This is a genomic window from Bacillus kalamii (assembly GCF_047238185.1).
Classification (GTDB): Bacteria; Bacillota; Bacilli; order Bacillales; family DSM-1321; genus Bacillus_AD.
This window is the reverse complement of sequence record NZ_JBDFMI010000001.1, coordinates 1692186-1714921: the sequence shown is the minus strand read 5'-3', so window position 1 is coordinate 1714921 and position 22736 is coordinate 1692186. Positions and strand designations below refer to the sequence as shown.

Below are 22736 nucleotides of genomic sequence, written 5' to 3'. Positions count from 1 at the left end.
TTATTCGAACCAATATATCAATCAATGATTGACCTTTTTAAAAACAAGTGCACTGTTGTGGCTGCCGAAACCAAGGGAATTGGATAATGCGACATCGATGGAAGCTGTTTTGGCAGTATGGGGGACATAATCCAAATCGCATAGCGGATCCGGATTTTGCAGGCCTAATGTTGGGAGGATAAGAGAATTCTCCATCATTTTCAGAGTGAGCATCGTTTCAACAACCGATGATGCGCCCATCATGTGTCCTGTCATGCTTTTGGTTGAGGAGATGGGGATATGGTATGCCCTTTCACCAAAAACTGTTTTTACGGCTTCCGTCTCAAATTGATCATTATACTTAGTGCTCGTGCCATGGGCATTTATATAATCGACTTCAGCAATTGTCATCTCCGCTTGTGCCAGTGCCCTTGCCATCGCACGGACAGCCCCTTCACTTCCGGGTGCCGGCGATGTAACATGATAGGCATCGGAAACTGAACTAAACCCGACTATTTCTCCATAAATATGTGCATTTCTCCTAAGCGCGGACTCATAGGTTTCCATAACGATAACACCTGCTCCTTCACCCATGACAATGCCGTTTCTATCAAGGTCGAATGGTCTACAGGCAGTTGCTGGATCCGGGTTGGTGGAGATCGCTCTCATGGAACAGAATGATCCGATGCTGAGCGGAGTTAAAGAAGCATCTCCCCCTCCTGCAAGCATACACTCCGCATCTCCTCTTTGAATGATGTGAAAAGCGTCTCCAATACAATTGGCACTTGAAACACAGGCCATCACGGAACAATTATTAGCCCCTTTTGTACCGAGTGCAATTGAAATTTGGCAGGCTGCCATATTCGGCATAATTAAGGATGTGGCAAAGGGAGAAAGCTTTTTATAGCCTCCTCGATCAAAGCTGTGTACTGCTTTTTCAAAGCTTTCTACTCCTCCAATAGCAGTTCCGAAAGAAACGCCTATCTGTTCAGCTTCTACATCTTTACCGATGACAACACCTGCATCCTCTATTGCCATAATCGCCGCCGCAACGCCAAATTGAGTGAAACGATCCATATGATGATGTTTTTTTGAAGAAGTATATTCCTTCAAATTGAAGTTTTTTACTTCTGCAGCCGTTTTGGCAGGTAAATCTGTACAGTCGAAATGGGTAATATGGCCGATACCGGTTTTACCCTCACAAGCCGTTCTCCATGTTTCTTCCATCGTATTTCCCAATGGAGTGACTGCCCCCATCCCTGTAATTACCACTCTCTTCATCATCATTCCTCCAACCTGATTATTTTTAAAACCTATACATCCTTATTCTCCTCCGTTCTACAAAAACCTTCCAACTATTACCTTTTTCTCATTATTTTTACATTATTTGCACATATATCGACTCTAAAAGTCAAATCTACTTATTTTAAAAGGCTATTTGATTTAAAAAATCTGTAACCTGCTGTTGGTATTCCTTTGTATTCACATCATATGCATTTCCATGCTGGGCCCCAGGCACAAGATAAAGCTTCTTTGTTGTCTGTGCATTTTCAAATAATTCATGGACCATTTCTACGGGAACGAATGTATCTTCTTCTCCATGAATAAAGAGAATCGGCAACTTGACCTTCTTGACCTGCTTCAGTGCAGATGCCTCAGAAAAGGAATAACCATCTTTTATCTTTGTATATAGACTGGTACTAGGAACGATTGGGAATTTCGGCAATTGATACATTTGTTTCAATTGGTATGTTAAAACTCCTTCTGCAGAGGTATAACCGCAATCTTCAATAATTGCTTTCACTTGTGTAGGCAAAATTTCACCGCCGGTCATTAATACGGTTGCTCCTCCCATCGATACACCATGCAGCAAAATGTTGGAATCGCCGCCATTTTGTTCAACCATTCGATCAATCCATTTTAGATAATCTTTCCGTTCATGCCATCCAAATCCGATATAATCACCTTCACTTTTACCATGTCCCCGTGCATCCGGCATGAGGACGTTAAAGCCATATTGCTCATGGTACATTTTGGCGAATTTAGCCATATCCATCGCTTGGCCGGCATATCCATGTGCCAGAATTACCGTTTTATCGCTTGGTTTTTTGGCTGAAAGATAATATCCGTTCAGATTAAGTCCATCGTCAGATTTCAATGATATCTGTTGTAAGTTTTGGTTGCCAATCCACTTTTTTGCCTTTTCGGAAATAGATCCATCTGTGGATTGCTTAAGATCTTCACTAGTATCTAAAAATGTTTTCGGTCCCCGTTCAACTGCAACTTTGTAAAAATAGGCACTCGTAGCAGCCAAAAGCAGGATGATAATTGTTAATAGAATAAGTAAAACAATTGTCATTTTTCTCATTATCACTTCTCCATTTCTTTTGTAAACATTAGAATCGTAGCAAAAGGAAGAAGTGCTGTATACGAATCCAATCAAATTACAAGGAATTACCTTTTTCTCTTTTCTCATAAAAAAAGCGCGCCTTCGATTGGAAGGCGCGTTTCTCTTATTGATTGATGTAGGCAAGAATTCCTTCTTCATCATCCAATATTAATTCAACTCCGGCATAAGGATTTCCACCCATTTCATGTTGGATATAGAATCGAATGGCATCAATCATATCCCGATGGGCAAGAATTTGATTCCGCCCTTCAAAGAAAACTTCTGCAGAAAAGCCATAGCTTTCATCATCATATTGCAGTTCAACTTCAATCTCTTCGGGATTCATGCGTTTACGGTCAGCGGAGAATAGGCAAATCGCATTGATTACGTCCTGCTCCGAAAGAATTAATTTCTCCATGTTCTTTCGTCCTCACGGCGGCGTTTATTCTTGAATAAAGAAAACACTTTTACAATAATGGAGATCAGAACAACAATAGCCAATACATTGACTAGCAAGCCCAAAATAGCACCAAATGCGCCCATATTGCCGAACAAACCGCCGAATAGCATTCCAGCAAGTCCTCCAAATAATAGGCCTTTCATGAAACCGCCACTTTTTCGTGTAGTAGCCGTGCTATTTTTATTTGTGCTTTTATTATTGTTGGTCACGGAGTTTTGTTGATTATTGGATTTCTTTTGGAAATTTGATACTCCGCCTTTATTGAAGCTTCTCTTTCCAGATTTGTAGGATTTGGCACTTACGGTATGATCCTGATCCTGGAATACATAACTTCCCAATGGCGAAAAAGCCAAGGAAAGTGTCAAGAATGCTGCTAAAAGTTTCTTCATAGTGAAATAAATTCCCCCATTTTCATAGTTGATAGTATTTGAAAGGTATTATTAATATCCTATCATCTTTATATACGGACAAAAAAGAGAAAGGTTTCACTTTTTTTGTCCAAAATATGAATTTAACTGTTTTTAATGAATCATTGTGAATAAATCATTCAAAGCTTCACTCATAGTGGGATGAGTGAAAATTTGATCTTTTAAAACGGTATATGGCTGTTCGGTCTGCATGGCTAAATGGAGCAAGTTGATAAGTTCTGGCGATTCTGCACAGAATAGAGCGCATCCTAATATCCGGCCGGATCTTTCATCAACGATTGCTTTCAGTATTCCTTCCTGTTCTTCATCAAGCGCTGCTCTTGGTATATTATCGGCTTGAAGGGTTGCTACTTTGATTGAATAGCCTTTTTCCTTGGCTTCTTCTTCACTTAACCCAACTCTAGAAAAAGGAGGATCAATAAAGACAGAATAAGGGACCATTGCTTGCTCGGCTATTGTTTTGTTTTTGTTTCCGCCCTGTAGATCGTCCATAACAATGCGGTAATCATCCAGTGATATATACGTAAATTGTTTTCCGCCTTTCACATCTCCGACTGCATAGACATTAGGAGCTGCAGTTCGTAAATGTTCATCAACCATTACGGCTCCTTTTTCATCTTTTTGGATGGATGTATTCTCTAGGTTAAGATGTTCCGTATTCGGAGTTCTTCCAGTAGCGACCAAAACAGCTTCTGTCATCAATTCATGATCTCCGTTTTTATCACTATAATGGATGACAGCACCTCTATCCTTATCTTCAATTTGTTCGATATTTGCACCAAGATGGAAGTCCACCCCTTTTTCTTCAAGTACCTTTCTGATGGATAGAGCAATATCTTCATCCTCATGAGCCATGAAGTGCGGTGACGGATCCAAAACTATGACTTTACTGCCGAAATTGGCATACATAGAAGCGAACTCCAAACCGATATAGCCGGCACCGATGATGATTAACCTTCTAGGCAGCGTCTGTACTTCCATCATACTAGTACTGTCATAGGCATACTTGCTATTTTCCAATCCTGGTATAGAAGGAAGCTTAGGGATGGCGCCTGTATTAATAAATATTTTGTCACCTGTCAACTTTACTTCCCCTTCATCATTTTTAACGGAAATCATAGAATCGGAAATAAAAGAACCAACTCCGTTGAATATGGTTACATGTTGGTCATCAGCTAGTTTATGGTAATTCTTATCTCTAAGCGTTTTGACTAAGTGTCTCTTTTTTTCAATTGCCTGGCGATATGCTTTTGCTTTTACTTTATAGTTTTTCAATCCGCGCCCTTTCACCTTATTCGCTTCCAACACTAACTTTTTCGACGGTATACAAGCGATGTTAATACAAGTGCCGCCATACATGCCTGAAGATTGTTCAATCATTGCAACCCGCTGCCCTTTGTTGGCTAGGTCTCCCGCCAATGTTTTTCCTGCCTTGCCAAATCCAATGACGATCGCATCAAATTGTTGTACCTCCATCTTTTTCCCTCTCCTCACTGCATTCCTAATAATCAGAAATCATTTTTATGGATATCGTTCATTGATTAATATTCATAGTAATCACATATTTTTTAATACCCTTTAAAAGGAGAGGAAAAACAAAGAGAGCATAGATATTATTTTTTCTATGCTCTCTTTATGCTATTCCTTTAATTTTGACACCTCATGAAATCCTGACCATTTTTTAAATGCCATATGGTGGGGGAAATTGGCCATGCTATCTGAACAATCTATGTGCTCAAAATTCAAAGTATTCAATCTCCCCTTTTCAATTGAAACTGAAAGAATGCAAATGGTTTTTAAATGGCCGGTGGAAGAGTCCCGTATCGTGTCATTAGCATTAATAACTATGGTTTGTAGCGGAAGCAATGCGAATAAATCCCTGGCTATACGCAAAATACAGGAACAAACATAATCTTGCTGGTAATCATAGTATTTTCCTTTAGGCATAGCTTTAACTGATAACTTGCCTGTTTTCGTCAGTGATAATTGCTCTTTGGGCACTATGGTATCACTGTGGACATCAAATTCTACAACCATATTATCTGAATCAATTGCTATACATTCAAACCCGCTTCCGAATTCAATAATATCATCCAAAGGCCTCATAATCTCAATCGCTTCTACGTAAGCATCCAAATCCCCTTCAATAATCCTTTTAGCAAAATCAACTGTTTCAAGCCAGTCTTTGTATATTGATTCATCCTTTTTCTCAGCATCGGCAATCGCAAGACGAAGTTTTTCCCGCTTTGCATCCCCATTACTGAGCAACTTATTGAAGAGTGATGGCTTGAATTCTTTATATGTTCTTACAGCTTTTTCTTTATATATGGCAGCCGGTGAAGATGAATGAACCATATCCTCCCATTGCACTGGATCGTCAGCCTCTTTGTGCAGGCTTAACATTCGATCAATTTTATTCTCATATTCTTCAGCCTGCAATGCATGGTACTCTTGCTCAGCCAACTTAGCCTGTTGTTTTCGTTTGGCTTCTAGCTCTCTCTTTTTTTGTGCTGCCGCTCCTTTTTTCCCTTTTGCACTGGTGGATGTGCTGTAAGAAAGCCCAGTTCCTGGGATACTAGAAGTAACTCTTCTCCTTCCGCTGGAATTGGCACTGTATCGGAAACCTCTAATGCCAGCGGATAAACCGACACTCTTTTTACCGATATTCATAGAAATTCCTGGTGCGATCTTGATGCTTTTTCTAAATCGAATACCCATTTTCAATCCTCCTTAAGAATAACACTAGTATATCATCTTCTTGAATATTCAGTTATTAAACCCTCTGCTTTTTTCCGATGATTTAGCAACGGAGGTTATCGGCCAACGTTGTTTATTGTTTTTTCTAATAGAGGCCATCCTCTTTTTATATGTATCAAGTCATCAATTACTATATCTGCCTTAGAAAGCTCATCTTCCTTAGCAAAATCAAAATGGCAACCTATAGAAACCAATCCATTGTCTTTTGCTGCCTGAATATCGGATAGACGGTCCCCGACAACAGCTCCATTCGTAATCCTGTATTTTTTTACAATTTTTTGTACCAAATCCGATTTATGCAAGGAGCCGATTTGTTGAATACTAAACGTTTCAGTAACCCACCTGTCCAATTTATAGAATTTGACTATTGCGTTCAAATACTCTATTAATCCATTGCTGGCAATGAAGATGGGGCATTTCTTTCCAGCCAAATAGTCAAATAGTTCGTTTACATGAGGATATAAAGCACCTTTCCCATTTTTTATATTGTCTATTAATCGATTCAAAAAAAAGGCATTGGCCTCTTCTCTTTCCTCAACGGAATGCATAGGCAATAATGTTTCCCACACCTTAGGGAGAGGCACTCCCATTATTTCACGGTATTGGTCAATTGGAGTCAGGGAACACCATTTATTTTGAGCCCTTAAATAATCAAATGTATCGCCTAGTGAACATTCCAATATCTTATCTGTCTGAAACAAAGTACCGTCCATATCAAAAATCAATGCTTGAGCCATTACTCTTCTCTCCCTTACATACAAGTATAATGATGAACCGTTTGAATGACTTAACATCCATCAATTAGATCCTTTGTGAAACAAATCTTAATAAAACTACAAGACCAAAATGCCCCTGCTTCTTTGATAAAAAAGAAAGCGCCCGGACTTGTATGTCAGGCGCTTTTTCCAAGCATCCAATTACTCTTCTATTGCGCAGCTTATGCACTCTTCTTGGGAAATCCCCTTGTTACAGTGCGGACAAAAATACTGGATTTCAACAGTATGCCCACACTCTTTGTGGACCACTTTCTTAAATGCCGGTTCAAGATGTTTATTTCCCCAAATGATTAGACTATTAAAAACATCTCCTAAATCTGCCCCACTCGCACTAAGCAAATATTTATATCGGGGAGGATGTGTTTGATACAATTCACTACTGATTAAACCATCCTCCTCTAATCGCTTCAACCGATTGGATAAAAGATTGACAGGAATCGTTTCCAATCCTTGTTGTATTTCATTGAAAGTCTGTCTTCCCATTAGCAATTCATGCAATATTAGTAAAGACCATTTATCCCCAATTAGATTCAATGTCTGTGCAATATTACAAGACAATGTGTATTGCTTTTTCATGGATGCCTCCTTTAATTGTTTTATTTTATTGAAGCGAATAAGTCATTCAACGCTTCGCTCATAGTAGGATGGGTGAATATATGGTCCCGCAAAAAAGTATAATCCTGTCCAGTTTTCATGGCAATCGATACATTATTGATCATTTCAGTGGATTCTGGGCAAAACAGAGTACAACCAAGGATTTTTTTTGTATTTCGATCAACCACGGCTTTTAACAAACCATCCGTCTCATTGATAATACGGGCTCTTGGAATGGCAGCTACCGGCAGCTTGCCAACGATAGGATCATATCCTTGTTCTCTTGCTTCCTCTTCACTTAATCCCACCCGAGATAATGGCGGATCGATAAATACAGAATATGGAACATTAACACGATCTTTAGTGCGACGGATTTTTTTGCCGAATAAAGAATCTATTATGATGCGATAATCGTCAAGAGAGATATACGTAAACTGCAATCCGCCTTTCACATCACCCATTGCCCAAATATGTTCAGCTGTTGTTTCTAAATAATCGTTTACTATTACAGCTTCTCGATTATCTATCTTAACGCCTGCATTTTCCAAATGCAATCCATGTGTGTTCGGTTTTCTCCCTGTAGCCACTAGAATCGCATCCGCTTTTATTTCTTTCTGCTCACCGCTAATTTTATAAGAGATGCTAGCTGCTTTTTCTTCATCATATACCGATTCGACAGAAGCTCCTAATTTGAATATAACCCCTTTTTTCTCCAATGATTCGCGGACAAGATCGGCGATGTCCCGGTCTTCCCGAGGTATTAATTGCTCACTGCCTTCAAGAATAGTAACATTTGCTCCGAAGCCGCTATAAATGGACGCAAATTCTAATCCGATATATCCACCGCCTATAATTACCAGCTCTTTAGGCAACATGTCAGCTTCCATAATAGAAGTGCTTGTATGGACATAACGGCTGTCAACTAATCCTTTAATGGGAGGAATTACCGATGAAGCACCTGTATTGATAAAAATTTTATCCCCAACAATCGTTTCAACATGCTTTCCGCTGGTGATTTTAATTTCATTTTTGGAAATAAAGGAGCCTTCTCCAGTATAAATGGTAATGTTGTCATGTTGTTCTAGATTATCGAAATTTTTATTTCTTAAGAATGACACTAACTGTTCCTTTTCATGAATGCTTTTTTTATAGAATTCTTTTTTCATGCCAGCATTCTGTAAGTTATTGCTTAAAGCCATTTTTGAATGGTGGACTAATGATTTAGTTGGGATACAGCCAATATTAATACAAGTACCTCCGTACATTTTTTCTGATTTTTCAATGACTGCGACATTCCAATCCCGGTTTGCCAATTCTGCTGCTAATGTTTTTCCACCTTTGCCAAATCCAATGATTATTGCATCGTACTGTCTTTTCATTTTTATGTCCTCCCAATCATGATTCATCTTAGTTATATTGTTTCGGTATACAAACTATATCACACTTACTTTATTTTTTAAAGTCACTTTATATTTTAAACTAACTTTAAATATTTCCTCAGCTGTTATTTTCAGGAGAAAACTCCCTGCTTCATCTCCATTTAAGGACGTGCATTTACTATTTTGCATTCAAAAACGAGGCTGGGACGGAACTAAAATCTTCACTACCAATCCGAATTAGTACATGTTAATCACCCTGTACAATAATAAAAACCGAACTATTCCGGGACTCTAAATGAGAGTTCTAAATGATAGTTCGGTTTTTTCTTGGACAGAAAACCTTTTGTCCTAGCTTCTTTTATTTGGTATTTTTCAGGGGGCTATAATGGTCTTCAATAGCTTTATTCAATAATCCTATGCAACGGTCCAATTCTACTTTCATTTGTTTTTTAAACAAACGGGATTCCTCTTTTCCCTTATCGGTCAAATGGTAGATGATGATTTCTTGAAAATCAACCCCTGGTTCCCCTTTTATCTTCCTTTCCCGGCGAACCATCCCTTCTTTATATAACTCGTGCAAGGACTTATATATTTCTGAATGGTTTGGGGAATAACCAAATTGCTTAAACTCTTTTCTCAGATCATCAAGCATTTGAGAACCATATCCTTTTTGTTTTTCTATATATCCTAATAAATATAGTTTTAGATAAGCTCTTTGTTTAAGTAAAAAGCCTCTGCTTTGTTGGTCGCTCATTTCCTCAACTCCTTAAAATTTGCTGTAGTTCCAATTGTTCTATAATTATTAATTCTATAACGAATGTTTGTTCCCTGCAATTTTTATCTTAATTGAGTTTGAAAGATAGTTAAGTCTGTTGTTAATTTAGAACATAGTTGATTTTGAATATTAATAGCAAAACCTTTCCCTTTTTTAATCCGCTAAATAAAGGTTGGTGAATATAGATTATCTGTTAGACAATGTTGCTATAACCTATCTGTCGAAAACTAAGTATAGATAACGAAAAAATCATTTTCGGGAGTTGTGAAATTGAACGCATACTAAAAACGTCAACTCTTTACCAAAAACAGAAATGCAAGTGTATTAATGGCAAACACTATGATGAGTCTAGGACTGTTTAAGCAATCATAAAAAGGATGAAAAGACTACCCGTTTTAAAAGAGACACTTAATCCTCTTAATTTCCTATATACATAACATAAGCTCAACATTGTATTATAACGGAGCTGTTTAAAAAAGGAGTGAGATATCTACAATATATAGATTTCTCACTCCTTTTCTCTTTATTTGTGTTAGTTCATCGGTTTTTTATCTTCTTCTGTTCCCTGAACTCTTTGGCGAGTGGTTTTGCTTTTTATTCCTTTTTACTTTTACTGAAGGCTGTGCATGCAGTTTTAAAGAAATCTCTTTTAATAGGCTGTCAGCAGGAGATTGTATTCTACTGAAGCGAACATGTAGGTTTTCTTCTAGTTCACTTAGCCTGTTTTTATCTTCCTCAGTATAAAAAGTGACTGACGTTCCGGTTACTCCAGCTCTTCCTGTACGTCCAATCCGATGGACATAGCCTTCTTGGTCTTCAGGAATATCATAATTGTATACATGTGTGATCCCTTCCACATCCAATCCCCTTGCTGCAACGTCCGTGGCGACAAGCACCTGGATTTTTGCTTCGCGAAACTGTTTCATTGCCCTCTCTCTTTTTGGCTGTGACATGTCGCCATGAAGTTCTTCACAATCAAAACCATACGTTTTTAAAATATGGTTTAACTTCATTGCTCTTTGGATCGTACGGCAGAAAACAACAGCTAAATATGGCCGTTGTTCCTCCAGTAAAGCAATCAAAAGAGGCTGCTTACCGCGATCAGTCGTTAGATAGGCGGTTTGATCAACTAGATCTGCTGTTTTATTCTTTTTTTCTAAATGAATTATTTTTGGCTCATTTAAATGTTTTTTCGCTAATTGAGTAACCGTTTCAGGCATTGTAGCAGAAAATAGAAGTGTCTGTCTTCTGAAAGGGGTTGATTGAATAATATCATCCACTTCGCGCTGAAAACCGATATGCAGCATTTGGTCCGCTTCATCCAACACAAAGAATGAAATATTGGAGAGATCGACCGTTTCTCTTCGGATATGGTCCAATAATCGGCCAGGCGTAGCAACGACGATGTGCATATTTCGTTTTAATTGATTTAATTGCTTATTTACATCCTGGCCGCCATATACGGATAATACGCGGATGTCATTTCTGCCTTCTAGCATTTTCTTAATTTCTGCCGTAATTTGAATGGCCAGTTCTCGGGTAGGTGTTAAGATCAATGCTTGTATATGGTCTGCATTTGTATCCAATTTTTCCAATATAGGAAGGACAAATGCCAATGTTTTTCCTGTACCTGTTTGTGCCTGTACGATGACGTCCTGACCTTCCATAATGATTGGAATCACTTTTTCTTGAACCGCTGTAGGTTTATTGATCTGTTGCTTGGTTAATGGCTCAAGACTCCAGTCAGAGAGCCCTAGTTTACTAAATTGAGACAAATTCAATCCCTGCTTCCATGTTTGTTCCGTGCATTTAAATGCATACTTCTTAATATATTGAGTGTTTTCAACACAAAAGGCAAGCGGTGACTTCAAAAAGAATATGTTTTTTTAATGATCAGCTGTTAGATCAGTTTTTTTATTGTCACATTTGCGCCAGTTCCGCCCGATAGTAAAGTAGCTGTTCCAACTAAGCCAAATAGTTGGAGCGAAACGGTTGAATTCGCAGGCAATGTTACTACTATATCATTTTTATATACGGATATACTAAGAGTAGGGGAAATGACTGAGGAGGCATTTGCTGAACCATTAATAATAAGCCGGCAACTGATCAACAACGCTGCGGTCGTATAAATGGTATAGCTAATTTGATATACTCCTGCCGCCTGTACAATGAATGTATCGTTTGCTCCATTCATTGTTATGCCTGCCCCTAAATTTTGTGCATTTGGCAGAGAAATATTGGTTCCTCCAAGCAATACTAAAATGGAAGAGCCATTTAGATTAGCAGCAAACCCATAAGTCAAGGAACCAACTGATCCTGTTGCTCCTGTAGAACCGGTCTCTCCTTGAGCACCTGTTGCCCCTTGGGCTCCCGTTGCTCCTTGGGCGCCTGTTGCTCCTTGAGCGCCTGTTGCCCCTTGAATGCCTGTTGCTCCTTGAATGCCTGTTGCTCCTTGAATGCCCGTTGCTCCTTGGGCGCCTGTTGCTCCTTGAGCGCCTGTTGCCCCTTGAATGCCTGTTGCTCCTTGAATGCCCGTTGCCCCTTGGGCTCCCGTTGCTCCCTGGACCCCCGTTACTCCTTGAGGGCCTGTTGCCCCTTGAGCACCTGTTGCCCCTTGGGCTCCCGTTGCTCCTTGGGCGCCTGTTGCCCCTTGGGCTCCCGTTGCTCCTTGGGCGCCTGTTGCCCCTTGGGCTCCCGTTGCCCCTTGAATGCCTGTTGCTCCTTGGGCGCCTGTTGCTCCTTGGGCTCCCGTTGCCCCTTGAGGGCCTGTTGCTCCTTGGGCTCCTGTTGCTCCTTGGGCTCCCGTTGCCCCTTGAGGGCCTGTTGCTCCCTGAGCACCTGTTGCTCCAGTAGGGCCAGTTGGACCGGCATTTGATCCGGTTGTGCCTGTACAGCTTGTGATTCCCATAGCAGCTCTGAGCTTATTCACTAATAAGAATTCTTGCATCGATACAGCACCCAATGTATTAATAATACTATCATTTACTTGTATTAGTTCATGAATGGTAGCTGGCGGAGAAGAAACGCCTGGCAATGTGCCTAGTGCATATTGAAGTTTTTCTCCTTCTGTATTAATGATGTGGGCTAACCCCATCTCTTCTTGCGCTATCGAGGATAAAAGGCTGTTCAAATCGTCTGCCACTTCATCGGATACAATTGGCGTTAAAGGAGGAATTGCATCAAATTCCATAAATCTTCCCACCTTTATAATAAGTTGACCATACATACATCATATTCATTGCTTGTCCTATTGTGTTTCCCGCCAATGCTTTCCGAAGTCAAAACTCAAAAAACCTTCTGGTTTGCCCGGAAGGTTCAATTTGGTAATCTATATGTTTAGAGGGAATCTATGGCTCTATTATCTTATTCAATGCCCCTTCGACTTTTTCGATAACAAAGCAAAGGTCATCCCACTCAATGGACAGTGGTGGGGAAAGGGTCAATACATTGTTAAAGCCGGCCACAGTGGCTCCATTCTTTCCAATAATGACTCCTTCTTCTTTACAAATCGCAATGGCCTTATTCACTAGTGAAGCATCCAACGGCTCTTTGGATGTTTTGTCGCTTACTAATTCAATCCCTATCAATAATCCTTTTCCTCTTATATCTCCCACATATGGATGATCGGATAATTTAGCTGTTAACTCAATTAGAACCTTATCACCCAACTCGCGCGATCTATCGAATAGTTTTTCTTTTTCCATAATTTCAATATTTTTCAGAGCTACTGCGCAGGATACCGGGTTACCTCCAAATGTGTTGACATGGCGGAAATAATCATATTCTTCCGATCCTTTAAAAGCTTCATAGATATCTTTCCTGACAGCTGTGGCTGATAAAGGAAGATAAGCGCTTGTAATGCCTTTTGCCATAGATATAATATCCGGCTTCACATTGTAATTCATGAAGCCAAAAGGTTTTCCAGTGCGGCCGAATCCACATATAACCTCATCGACAATCATAAGAGCGCCATGCTTTTCACAAACCTCTTTTGCACTTTTCATATATGATTCCTGTGGGGTCAATATTCCTCCTCCTGTAATGATCGGCTCCAAGATGAAAGCTGCAATTGTTTCACTCATTTCCCAAGTCATTGCATCATCTAAAGCCTTAATTGCCGGCAGTACTTCCCCTTCTTCAGGCTTCCATTGGTCTCTGTAGGTATCGGGAGGCGGCACATGGATAAAACCATTGCTTAATGGTTCATATTTGAATTTTCTCTGTGCCTGCCCAGTGGCTGAAAGTGAGCCCATGGTGCTGCCATGATAGGAACGATACCGAGACACTATTTTATATCTATTTGTATTTCCACGCTGTTGGTGATATTGCCTTGCGATTTTAAAGGCGACCTCATTCGCTTCCGAACCGCTATTTGAAAAGAAAAATACATAGTCATCTTCCAAGAGCGTGTTTAGTTTCTCTGCCAGCTTAATTGCCGGGACATGGCTTTGGCTTAAAGGAAAGTAGGCAACCTCCTTCATTTGTTCATAGGCCGCTTCAGCCAGTTCCATCCTTCCATAACCGGCATTTACACACCATAGGCCAGCCATCGCATCAATGTACGTGTTCCCGTCCACATCTGTTACACGAGCACCGTTGGCCTGATTTATAATCATTGTTCCCCCAGGATTGTAAGGCTTCAGTGAATGCCAAACATATTGGTCATCCTTTAAAGCTAGCTCTTTATTAAATGCATCGACATGCACCATATTAATCCCTCCCCATTAACCTTCATAACGAGCTGTGACCATTTTTTTGCGTGTATAGAAGTTGACTCCATCTTTTCCATTTACGTGCAAATCTCCATAGAATGAATCCTTCCATCCTGAGAACGGAAAGAAAGCCATTGTCGCAGGGACTCCTACATTAATGCCAAGCATACCGGCATCTGCCTCTTCACGGAATTGCCGTATTGCCTTTGCATCATTGCTGTAAATCGTTGCACCATTCCCAAATCTGGATTGTTTCAGAATGTCGAGAGCATCGTCCAAGGTATCTGCGCGAAGCACACTCAAGACGGGTGCGAATATTTCTTCCTTGGCTATAGTCATCGTCGGTAACACATGGTCAAAAATCGTTGGCCCGAGGAAATTGCCTTCATTGAATCGACCGGCTTGCTTACGGCCATCCAATAATAATTCGGCTCCTTCTTCCAGGCCTTTTTCAATGTAACCGACTGCCCTCTCCAACTGCTGTTTACGTATTACAGGCGTCAGGAGCACATCTTCTTCCATTCCATTTCCCATTGTCAAACTGCCCGCTTTCTCCTTCAAGGATTCCATAAACGAATCATTTTCCCCAACAACCACTACTGCACTGCAAGCCATGCATCTTTGTCCAGCGCTCCCAAATGTAGAGGATATAATTTGCTGGACTGATTTTTCGGGATGGGCGTCCGGCATAACGATATGGTGATTTTTTGCTCCAGAGAGTGCCTGCACCCTTTTTCCTTCCGCAGCTGCCTTTTCATACACATATTTTGCAACAGGCTGAGACCCTACGAATGAAAGGGCTGCTATATCCCTGTGCTCAAGCAAACCATTCACTACATCATGGGAACCGTGTACGATATTTAGTACTCCATCAGGCGCTCCTGCTTTTTTGAACAATTTGGCCAATTGGATGGCAAGCATCGGCGTTCGTTCGGATGGTTTGAGCACAAACGTATTCCCGCAGGCAACAGCCATCGGAAACATCCATAAAGGAACCATCATGGGAAAATTGAACGGAGTTATCCCTGCGACCACTCCCAAAGGATAACGGAACATTTCAGAATCGATGTCTTCTGCAATCCCTGAAATAGTTTCTCCCATAATTAAAGAAGGCGCTCCTGCTGCAAACTCTACACACTCAATCCCTCTCTGTACCTCTCCATACGCCTCCTTGTAGGATTTTCCATTTTCCTGTACGATAAGTTTAGCTAGATCTTCGTGGTTTTCAGTTAATAGATAATGATACTTGAACAAAATACGTGCCCTTTTAGGAACAGGCACGTTTTTCCACGTTTTGAATGTTTCCTTTGCAGCGGCTACAGCTTCGTCCACATCTTCTTTAGAGGAAACAGGCACCTTAGAAATAATTTCATTGGTAGCCGGATTCAAAACGTCCTCCATTTTATCACTGGAAGCATCCACCCAGTTTCCATTAATGAAATTCTGCAACACAGGTATATCGTTCATTACTTTACCCATCATTTTTCCTCCTCAGTTTACAAAATATAGAATTCTATACTCCTATTATTCATCAATTTATTACTACATTCATTAGACATTACGTAAAAAGGTTATAGGGATTCTTTTACAAATTGGAAAAGGATGTACTACATTTCGTATGCCTTTACATGAGAAGGCACATCCAAATAATCATAGACGAATAGCATTAATTCCAGAGCTACCCTTTTTTCTTGTTCCATGAAATCGCTGCCGATTAAATTTTCAATTTTTTGAAGGCGGTGATACAAGGTTTGCCGGACAATGAACAATCTTTTAGAGGTATCCTGCTTGCTTCCGTTGCACTCCAAATATACTTTTAGCGTTTCAAGCAAGCAGCCGTTATATTGTTGGTCATATTCAAGGATCGGCTTTAAATAGTCATTCAATAATTCTGTTAAATCCACTTGCTTATTCATTACATGGATTAGCCGGTACAGATGAAGATCTTCATAACAATGGGGCATTTTTTTGCCGGGCATTTTTTGGTGGATATACAACGTCTCTTTTGCACTTTCATAGCTTCTGTTTAAATCTTTTAAGGAGGTAATGAATTTCCCGGCTCCCATTAGAAGGTTGGAGGATTGGAGCTTTTGGCCGAAATCAGATAAATGAATGCACTCAATGGCTTTATTGAGCCTTACTTTCATTTTTTCTTTTTTCCTGTTATTAATCAGGATAAAAATAATTTCGTTTTTCTTTTCGATTGAAAAGGGAAGAAATCCATTTTGCTCAAAGAAAGAGCGGAAAAGGAGTTTCAGATAGGTTACATCATGGCTATTTTTGTATGCGTTATATTTGGCGATCAGTACAACAGCCTCAAAGAAGTCAGATTGTACACCTTGTTCATTCAAAAACAAGCATACATCATCTATTGAATTCCTTCCTTCAAGCCAATCTGTCAGCACTTCATGTTCAATTGCTTTTTTCTTTTCGGCAATAAATAATTCTCTTTGAAAATGATGTGCCAATGCAGTAGATGTCCGGTCTAATAGAAGAATTTCATACTCTCCTAACGGGATATCCTTCGAATAGAGGGCGATGGTCGCATATTCCTGGTCAAAAAGATGAATAGGTGCCGAGATATAATGGTCTTTTGCGTCCAAAACAGTGGTCAACAATTTGATTCTGTCGTTATGGTTGACATCAGGGACAAATTCAAAATCGCTGTCTTTTCTTTTAAATATGATTTGGACATCCAATTTAGCAAATATATATTGCAGAATTTCCTCATAATGTTCAATCGACAAGATCTTTTTATTTAACATTTGTGAGTATTCCTCTAAATTAGAAATCATTTCATATTGCTGGTTAATCATAATTGAGTGGATATCCTGTGTTATATCGACAAATAAGACTTCTTGGTCAAATACAATAAGAGGAAACCGATGCAGATCGGCGTATTGGATAATGCCTTCAGGAATGGAGGTTATGTATGTGCCCAATTCAAGGCAGACACCAGCTGCTCCGTGGTCGATCAATTCCTTAATCATGGAAAAAAACAGATGGGGTTCTTCTTTAAATGCAAGGCCAGTCGTAAGGATTAGTTCATTTCCATGCAGCAAATTCCGTACGGAAGCCGTTTCCATTACATGCACCCATTTAACAATACGGTGCACTCCTGCCATTCCTGCAATCACTTTTGCATTCTTAAAATGCTTTCTTTCCAAAACATCCGCTACAGATAGTTTAAAATGCTCTCTCATTTGCTCATCCCCAATCGTATGTATATATGCCTTTTCAAAGAAACCAGGGACAAGCATCGATTATATGGCATGCCCCCGGTTTTCACCATTAAGGAACGGATCTATCCAGCAAAAAAGTAGAGAAATATTTTCGGCCATTTGCCGTCATCACTCTAATCAATTCATTTTGTTTTTCAACATCATGGTAAAAAGTAAGAAATGCGCCATCCAACGTTTCATTTACTGATCGGATACGATATCCCTTTTTCATCAATGAATCTATTTCTAGCTTTTCGCCTACATATTGTTGATAATCGGACATACAATGGACGCTCCTCCCTATTTTCAGATCGCTTATTTCACAGATTGAGGGCTTTTTTCTGATAAAGGCATATTGTATCCTGCACGCTTTAAATATTGGCCTGTTCCAGGCTTCCCGACAAATCGGCCGTTCTCTACGACCAATTCTCCACGGACCATGACCGTTTTGGGAGATCCGGTCACTTTCATCCCTTCAAATGCACTATAGTCAACAGCCATATGAAGACTATCAACAGAAAGTGTTCTTTCTTCTGCAGGATCAAATAACACAATATCCGCATCCGTACCGACCGCTATTGTCCCTTTTTTAGGGAACAATCCGAACAGTTTTGCAGCTCTGGTGGAAGTCATGTCTACGAATTGATTTAAAGAAATCCGGCCCTGCTTAACACCTTCGGAAAACATGATGGTCATACGGTCTTCAATGATCGGGCCTCCGTTTGGAATTTTTGTGAAATCATCTTTCCCCATATCTTTCTGCCCTTTGAATTGAAAAGAGCATTGATCAGATCCGATTGTCTGCAATTGTCCGCTCTTAAGGGCATTCCATAAAGCTTCCTGGTGGTATTTTTCACGAAGCGGGGGCGACCAGACGTATTTAGCGCCTTCAAAGTTTGGTTTTTCCAAATAACTTTGATCCAACACCAGGTACTGCGGACAAGTTTCTCCCCATACCTTAAATCCTTTATTGCGGGCTTCCGCAATCCGGGCAACCGCTTGTTCACATGTAACATGCACAACGTATAACTGTGAATCTGCCAGGCCTGCCAAAGCAGCTGCACGTCCTGTGGCTTCCCCTTCTGCTTCAGCAGGCCTTGTTAACGCGTGGTAAATTGGATCCGTTTTCCCTTCCTCTAATGCTTTTTTGGTCAGATAATCGATTACATCCCCGTTTTCTGCATGGACCATGACAAGCGCACCTAATTCCCGTGCCAAAACAAGTGTTTTAAATAACGTTTCATCATCGGCCTGAAACACATTTTTATACGCCATAAATACTTTAAAGGAAGTAATTCCTTCTTCTTTTATGACGGCCGGCAGTTCATCAAGGACATCATCGTTTATTTCACTGATCATCAAATGAAATCCGTAATCGACAACTGACTTGTTGTTGGATTTCTCATGCCACACATTAATGGAGTCTTTCAATGGAAGGCCTTTATCTGTTAAGCAAAAGTCAATGATGGTTGTTGTTCCCCCATGTGCTGCAGCTATCGTGCCGCTTTCGAAATCATCACATGTAACGGTGCCCCCGAAAGGCATATCCAAATGCGTATGTGGATCAATTCCGCCCGGAATGACTAACAATCCAGAAGCATCAATGATCTCAGCATCGTGTTCTTTAATATCCTTAGCGAGCATTGTGATGATCCCGTCCTCTATCAGCACATCTCCTTTGAATGTATCGGCAGCGGTCACAACCGTTCCGTTCTTAATCAATTTTTTCATAAATCATTCCTCCTTAATTGGCAATATCGGTTTGGCATTGAATTGAACCTTTAAGTGCAGCCTGGCGTTCATTCCAAGTCATCGGAGGCAATTGGGAGTCCATTTCGACCATATCAATGGCTCCATCGACCGGACAGACTATCGAACATAGATTACAGCCCACACAGTCCTCCTCCCGAACCTCCAAATAGGCAACTCCAGCTGCGTCTACCTTTCGATCAATGCATTGGTGGGAAGTATCTTCACAGGCAATATGGCATTTATTGCAATTAATGCAGACGTCGCGATTGATCTTTGCGACTATATTATAATTGAGGTCAAGGTTCCCCCAATCGGAGTATCTGGAAACCGATTGACCGATCAATTGCGATAATGATCTTAACCCTTTACTATCCAAATAGGAATCCAAGCCTTCCACAAGATCTTCTATTATTCGGAAACCATGATGCATAGCGGCAGTACAGATTTGCACCCCTGAAGCTCCCATCAACATAAATTCGACCGCATCCTGCCAAGTTGATATGCCTCCGATACCTGAAATAGGAACTTGTATTCGATGGTTTCGGGCACATTCAGCCACCATGTTCAAAGCAATCGGCTTGACGGCCGGCCCGCAATAACCGCCATGCGCACCCTTTCCGCCCACATGTGGAATCGTATTCCAGGAATCCAGATCCACACCTGCAAGGCTATTGATCGTATTAATCATCGATATAGCATCCGCTCCGCCATTTACAGCCGCTTCAGCGGTAGCAGTTATATCCGTAATATTGGGAGTCAGTTTAACGATAACAGGCGTTTTGGCAACTTCTTTCACCCAGTAAGCCTGTTGTTCCACCAATTTCGGCACTTGTCCGGATGCGGAACCCATCCCCCTTTCTGCCATTCCATGGGGACATCCGAAGTTCAGTTCCAATCCATCGACACCTACATCTTCCACACGCTTTACGATTTCATGCCATTTCTCCTGTTTAGGCTCCACCATTAAGGATGCGATGATGGCATGATCAGGGAATCTTTTTTTCGTTTCATATATTTCCTGCAGATTGACATCAAGAGGCCTGTCTGTAATCAATTCGATATTGTTAAAACCCGCCACACGCTGGCCATTAAAGCTGACTGCCGCAAAACGGGAACTTACATTGAGAATTGGTTCTCCCAGCGTTTTCCAGACAGCCCCTCCCCAACCTGCTTCAAATGCACGTTGTACTTGGTAGCCTGAATTAGTGGGAGGTGCAGATGCGAGCCAGAATGGATTTGGGGATTTGATCCCAGCAAGATTACTGCGTAAATCAGCCATATATTCATTCCCCTTTCATTATTGGACCAACTGGGCATCCATCAAGCTTTTATGGATGCTCTCCGCCACATTCTTCCCCTGCTGTGCGGCGCTTACAACCATTGCCTCTCCAGTCCCTTTCCCGAAAATCACATCGCCGCAGGCGTATATTTTTCCATTTGAAGTTTGGTATGAATCGGGATTTACAGTAACAACCCCATTTTTATGATCAAGCCCCAAGGCATGGATCAGGCTTACATGCCTCGTTTGTCCGATCGCCTTTATAATAGCATCGCATGGTATGACGTATTCAGAACCCTTTATTGGTATCGGGCGCCTTCTTCCGTCTTTTTCTTCTTGATGAAGTGCAACGGTCTGGCATTCAATTCCGGTCACATTTCCTATGCCATCCCCGATGATTCTCTTAGGTGCTGTAAGCCAGCGGAATTCAACTCCATCTTGCTTAGCGAACTCATATTCAAAATCATAGGCAGTCATTTCTTCGGCTGTCCGCCGGTATAAAATCTGGACGTTTTCTGCACCGAGCCGGACGGAGCAGGTTGCTGCATCTATCGCTGTGTTACCAGCACCGATAACGACCATTCTTTTGCCTTTATAATCCTCGGTTAATTGATTTCCTTTTGTGGACTTTACAAAATCGATTGCATCTAATACACCTGTCAAGTGTTCGCCTTCAATGCCAAGTGACGGAACACTGCCCATTCCTACGGCAACAACAATATAATCAAAGTGGTCTTGGAGATAACCGAGCCCCAGGTCTTTGCCAATCTCTGTATTCGTTTCGATCCGTACACCCAATTCTTTGACTTGGTTTACTTCCCAAAAGGAAATCTTTTGGGGAAGGCGGAAAGAAACAATCCCAAACGTATTTAATCCGCCCGCTTCATGAGAGGCTTCATAAATCGTCACAACATAGCCTAATAAAGCCAGTTCCCTCGCGGCCGATAACCCTGCTGGCCCGCTTCCGATAATGGCTACTTTCAATCCATTGCTCATTCCTTTTTCAAAAAGGACGGGTTTGTTTTCTATTGCCCAATCCGTGGTATATCTTTGCAGCTTGCCGATTTGGATAGGGGCGGTTGAAGAGTTTAAAACACAAGCTCCCTCACACAATTCTTCAGTGGGGCACACTCTCGCACAGCTAGCACCAACAGGATTCGCTTTCATAATCGTGCGTGCGGATCCAATTAGATTGCCAGATGCGATTTTTTTAATAAAAGAAGGGATATCGATACTTGTAGGGCATGCATTCGTACAAGGGGCATCATAGCAATAGAGGCATCTATTGGACTCTTCAAACGCCTGCCTGGCGGAGAGTCCTTCATCCACCTCTGTAAAATTCAGATGGAGATCACATGGAGATATTCTTTTAAGCTTTGCGGTTTTCATAATACTCCTCCTTTTCATTTGTAAATAAAATGAACAAGCAGAAATCTCTAGGAAGTATTTTTAAGAACCAACAGAAGAAACAGACTTACATTTCAGAATATTAAAATATTTAAACGTATGCCCATTATACATGTTTCCTATAAAATAACCAAACCTAGCATATATTCATGGTGAATTACGACTAAAAAACCGATTCTTATGAAACTGAAAAATAAAAAAAGAGCATAGATTATTCACTTTTTATGCAAATAGTCTGTGCTCCTTATTTTTCATCCGCTAACATCCGAATCGCTTCTCTGGTGCCGTTTCAAATATGTACGTGTTTCGAAGGGGAACAGCAGAAATCCACGAGCTTAATCAAGCTGAAATGCCGATTTTCCCATAAAAGACCTAATGGACATCATTTGAACGTTTTTCATCTTAACCTTATTGTACTGATAGTAAATTCTCTTTACATTAGACATTTTGTAAAACGAAAGGCATCGATAGATTTCCATTATGTCCACTTATGTCTATTGAAAGTGGCATAATATCCATTACTTCGACATTCTCCGGCGCCCGCCTTCCTTTTTTTGTAGAATTATAGATAATAAAATGCCTTCTGAAGGTTCTTCTTGCATTTTGTAAAAAGGAAAACCACGCCAAGTATTTCCTGAAAGACGGTCTGCTGGTTTTTTCCAAAAAGAATGACTGGAGTACCTGTTTTTTCTTTAAAGTGTACTGGAAGCTATTGTCCATCATTCACCAATATTGAGTTAAAGGCGACACATAGCAGAATTTCCATTTTCACTTTTCCATCAAGATAGAGGTAATTGATTATTCAATAACGAGTGATTACTATCGGGT

General features: G+C 40.6%; 19 protein-coding genes. All 19 read right to left on the bottom strand.

The features are described from left to right. Positions 1-21 precede the first annotated feature (21 nt). Positions 22-1266 (bottom strand): beta-ketoacyl-ACP synthase II, encoded by a 1245-nt coding sequence (gene fabF / locus ABC357_RS08650; RefSeq protein ID WP_412887115.1) that lies wholly within the window; start codon positions 1264-1266, stop codon positions 22-24. Between the two features lie 139 nt (positions 1267-1405). Beyond that, a complete protein-coding gene (locus ABC357_RS08645) occupies positions 1406-2347 on the bottom strand; it encodes an alpha/beta hydrolase (protein WP_412887114.1) in 942 nt (313 codons plus the stop codon). Between the two features lie 145 nt (positions 2348-2492). After that, positions 2493-2786 carry a DUF2653 family protein gene (locus tag ABC357_RS08640; RefSeq protein WP_412887113.1) on the bottom strand — a complete coding sequence of 98 codons (294 nt, stop codon included), beginning with the start codon at positions 2784-2786 and terminating at the stop codon, positions 2493-2495. Then, the gene (locus tag ABC357_RS08635) at positions 2774-3217 is read right to left on the bottom strand and encodes a hypothetical protein (protein ID WP_412887112.1); all 444 of its coding nucleotides are present in this window, start codon (positions 3215-3217) and stop codon (positions 2774-2776) included. Before ABC357_RS08635 ends, ABC357_RS08640 begins: the two co-directional genes overlap by 13 nt. A gap of 132 nt (positions 3218-3349) precedes the next feature. Further along, positions 3350-4732 (bottom strand): FAD-dependent oxidoreductase, encoded by a 1383-nt coding sequence (locus ABC357_RS08630; RefSeq protein ID WP_412887111.1) that lies wholly within the window; start codon positions 4730-4732, stop codon positions 3350-3352. A gap of 162 nt (positions 4733-4894) precedes the next feature. Next, positions 4895-5974: a DUF4236 domain-containing protein gene (locus ABC357_RS08625; RefSeq protein WP_412887110.1), complete on the bottom strand. Its 1080-nt coding sequence runs from the start codon at positions 5972-5974 to the stop codon at positions 4895-4897. Positions 5975-6069: 95 nt separating this feature from the next. After that, on the bottom strand, positions 6070-6750 hold the full coding sequence (locus tag ABC357_RS08620) for an HAD hydrolase-like protein (protein ID WP_412887109.1): 681 nt from the start codon (positions 6748-6750) through the stop codon (positions 6070-6072). A gap of 180 nt (positions 6751-6930) precedes the next feature. Continuing rightward, positions 6931-7365 (bottom strand): winged helix-turn-helix transcriptional regulator, encoded by a 435-nt coding sequence (locus ABC357_RS08615; RefSeq protein ID WP_412887108.1) that lies wholly within the window; start codon positions 7363-7365, stop codon positions 6931-6933. A gap of 20 nt (positions 7366-7385) precedes the next feature. Further along, positions 7386-8762 (bottom strand): FAD-dependent oxidoreductase, encoded by a 1377-nt coding sequence (locus ABC357_RS08610; protein ID WP_412887107.1) that lies wholly within the window; start codon positions 8760-8762, stop codon positions 7386-7388. A gap of 358 nt (positions 8763-9120) precedes the next feature. Continuing rightward, positions 9121-9516, bottom strand: coding sequence for a replication termination protein (locus ABC357_RS08605; protein ID WP_412887106.1), 396 nt, complete (start codon positions 9514-9516; stop codon positions 9121-9123). Positions 9517-10085: 569 nt separating this feature from the next. Continuing rightward, complete coding sequence (locus ABC357_RS08600) at positions 10086-11312, bottom strand: DEAD/DEAH box helicase (protein WP_412887105.1); 1227 nt, start codon at positions 11310-11312, stop codon at positions 10086-10088. Positions 11313-11437: 125 nt separating this feature from the next. After that, entirely contained in the window at positions 11438-12727 is a 1290-nt protein-coding gene (locus ABC357_RS08595) for a BclA C-terminal domain-containing protein (protein WP_487247126.1), read from the bottom strand. Between the two features lie 157 nt (positions 12728-12884). After that, positions 12885-14246, bottom strand: coding sequence for an aspartate aminotransferase family protein (locus ABC357_RS08590; RefSeq protein WP_412887104.1), 1362 nt, complete (start codon positions 14244-14246; stop codon positions 12885-12887). A gap of 15 nt (positions 14247-14261) precedes the next feature. Further along, positions 14262-15728: a CoA-acylating methylmalonate-semialdehyde dehydrogenase gene (locus ABC357_RS08585; protein WP_412887103.1), complete on the bottom strand. Its 1467-nt coding sequence runs from the start codon at positions 15726-15728 to the stop codon at positions 14262-14264. Between the two features lie 128 nt (positions 15729-15856). After that, positions 15857-17452: a PucR family transcriptional regulator gene (locus tag ABC357_RS08580; RefSeq protein WP_412887102.1), complete on the bottom strand. Its 1596-nt coding sequence runs from the start codon at positions 17450-17452 to the stop codon at positions 15857-15859. An 88-nt stretch (positions 17453-17540) separates the two neighbouring features. Further along, positions 17541-17753: a hypothetical protein gene (locus ABC357_RS08575; protein ID WP_412887101.1), complete on the bottom strand. Its 213-nt coding sequence runs from the start codon at positions 17751-17753 to the stop codon at positions 17541-17543. A gap of 32 nt (positions 17754-17785) precedes the next feature. Continuing rightward, a complete protein-coding gene (hydA, locus tag ABC357_RS08570) occupies positions 17786-19201 on the bottom strand; it encodes a dihydropyrimidinase (protein WP_412887100.1) in 1416 nt (471 codons plus the stop codon). 13 nt (positions 19202-19214) lie between these two features. Next, the gene (gene preA / locus ABC357_RS08565) at positions 19215-20501 is read right to left on the bottom strand and encodes an NAD-dependent dihydropyrimidine dehydrogenase subunit PreA (protein WP_412887099.1); all 1287 of its coding nucleotides are present in this window, start codon (positions 20499-20501) and stop codon (positions 19215-19217) included. A gap of 18 nt (positions 20502-20519) precedes the next feature. Next, the gene (locus ABC357_RS08560) at positions 20520-21890 is read right to left on the bottom strand and encodes an NAD(P)-dependent oxidoreductase (RefSeq protein ID WP_412887098.1); all 1371 of its coding nucleotides are present in this window, start codon (positions 21888-21890) and stop codon (positions 20520-20522) included. Positions 21891-22736: the final 846 nt, after the last annotated feature.

Bases quoted from the DNA above. Each gene is read 5' to 3' on its own strand.
- ABC357_RS08595 (WP_487247126.1), bottom strand. From the start codon at position 12,727: ATGGAATTTGATGCAATTCCTCCTTTAACGCCAATTGTATCCGATGAA.
- ABC357_RS08580 (WP_412887102.1), bottom strand. From the start codon at position 17,452: ATGAGAGAGCATTTTAAACTATCTGTAGCGGATGTTTTGGAAAGAAAG.
- ABC357_RS08610 (WP_412887107.1), bottom strand. From the start codon at position 8,762: ATGAAAAGACAGTACGATGCAATAATCATTGGATTTGGCAAAGGTGGA.
- fabF (WP_412887115.1), bottom strand. From the start codon at position 1,266: ATGATGATGAAGAGAGTGGTAATTACAGGGATGGGGGCAGTCACTCCA.
- ABC357_RS08625 (WP_412887110.1), bottom strand. From the start codon at position 5,974: ATGGGTATTCGATTTAGAAAAAGCATCAAGATCGCACCAGGAATTTCT.
- ABC357_RS08615 (WP_412887108.1), bottom strand. From the start codon at position 7,365: ATGAAAAAGCAATACACATTGTCTTGTAATATTGCACAGACATTGAAT.
- ABC357_RS08590 (WP_412887104.1), bottom strand. From the start codon at position 14,246: ATGGTGCATGTCGATGCATTTAATAAAGAGCTAGCTTTAAAGGATGAC.
- hydA (WP_412887100.1), bottom strand. From the start codon at position 19,201: ATGAAAAAATTGATTAAGAACGGAACGGTTGTGACCGCTGCCGATACA.
- ABC357_RS08605 (WP_412887106.1), bottom strand. From the start codon at position 9,516: ATGAGCGACCAACAAAGCAGAGGCTTTTTACTTAAACAAAGAGCTTAT.
- ABC357_RS08575 (WP_412887101.1), bottom strand. From the start codon at position 17,753: ATGTCCGATTATCAACAATATGTAGGCGAAAAGCTAGAAATAGATTCA.
- ABC357_RS08635 (WP_412887112.1), bottom strand. From the start codon at position 3,217: ATGAAGAAACTTTTAGCAGCATTCTTGACACTTTCCTTGGCTTTTTCG.
- preA (WP_412887099.1), bottom strand. From the start codon at position 20,501: ATGGCTGATTTACGCAGTAATCTTGCTGGGATCAAATCCCCAAATCCA.
- ABC357_RS08560 (WP_412887098.1), bottom strand. From the start codon at position 21,890: ATGAAAACCGCAAAGCTTAAAAGAATATCTCCATGTGATCTCCATCTG.
- ABC357_RS08620 (WP_412887109.1), bottom strand. From the start codon at position 6,750: ATGGCTCAAGCATTGATTTTTGATATGGACGGTACTTTGTTTCAGACA.
- ABC357_RS08585 (WP_412887103.1), bottom strand. From the start codon at position 15,728: ATGGGTAAAGTAATGAACGATATACCTGTGTTGCAGAATTTCATTAAT.
- ABC357_RS08645 (WP_412887114.1), bottom strand. From the start codon at position 2,347: ATGAGAAAAATGACAATTGTTTTACTTATTCTATTAACAATTATCATC.
- ABC357_RS08640 (WP_412887113.1), bottom strand. From the start codon at position 2,786: ATGGAGAAATTAATTCTTTCGGAGCAGGACGTAATCAATGCGATTTGC.
- ABC357_RS08630 (WP_412887111.1), bottom strand. From the start codon at position 4,732: ATGGAGGTACAACAATTTGATGCGATCGTCATTGGATTTGGCAAGGCA.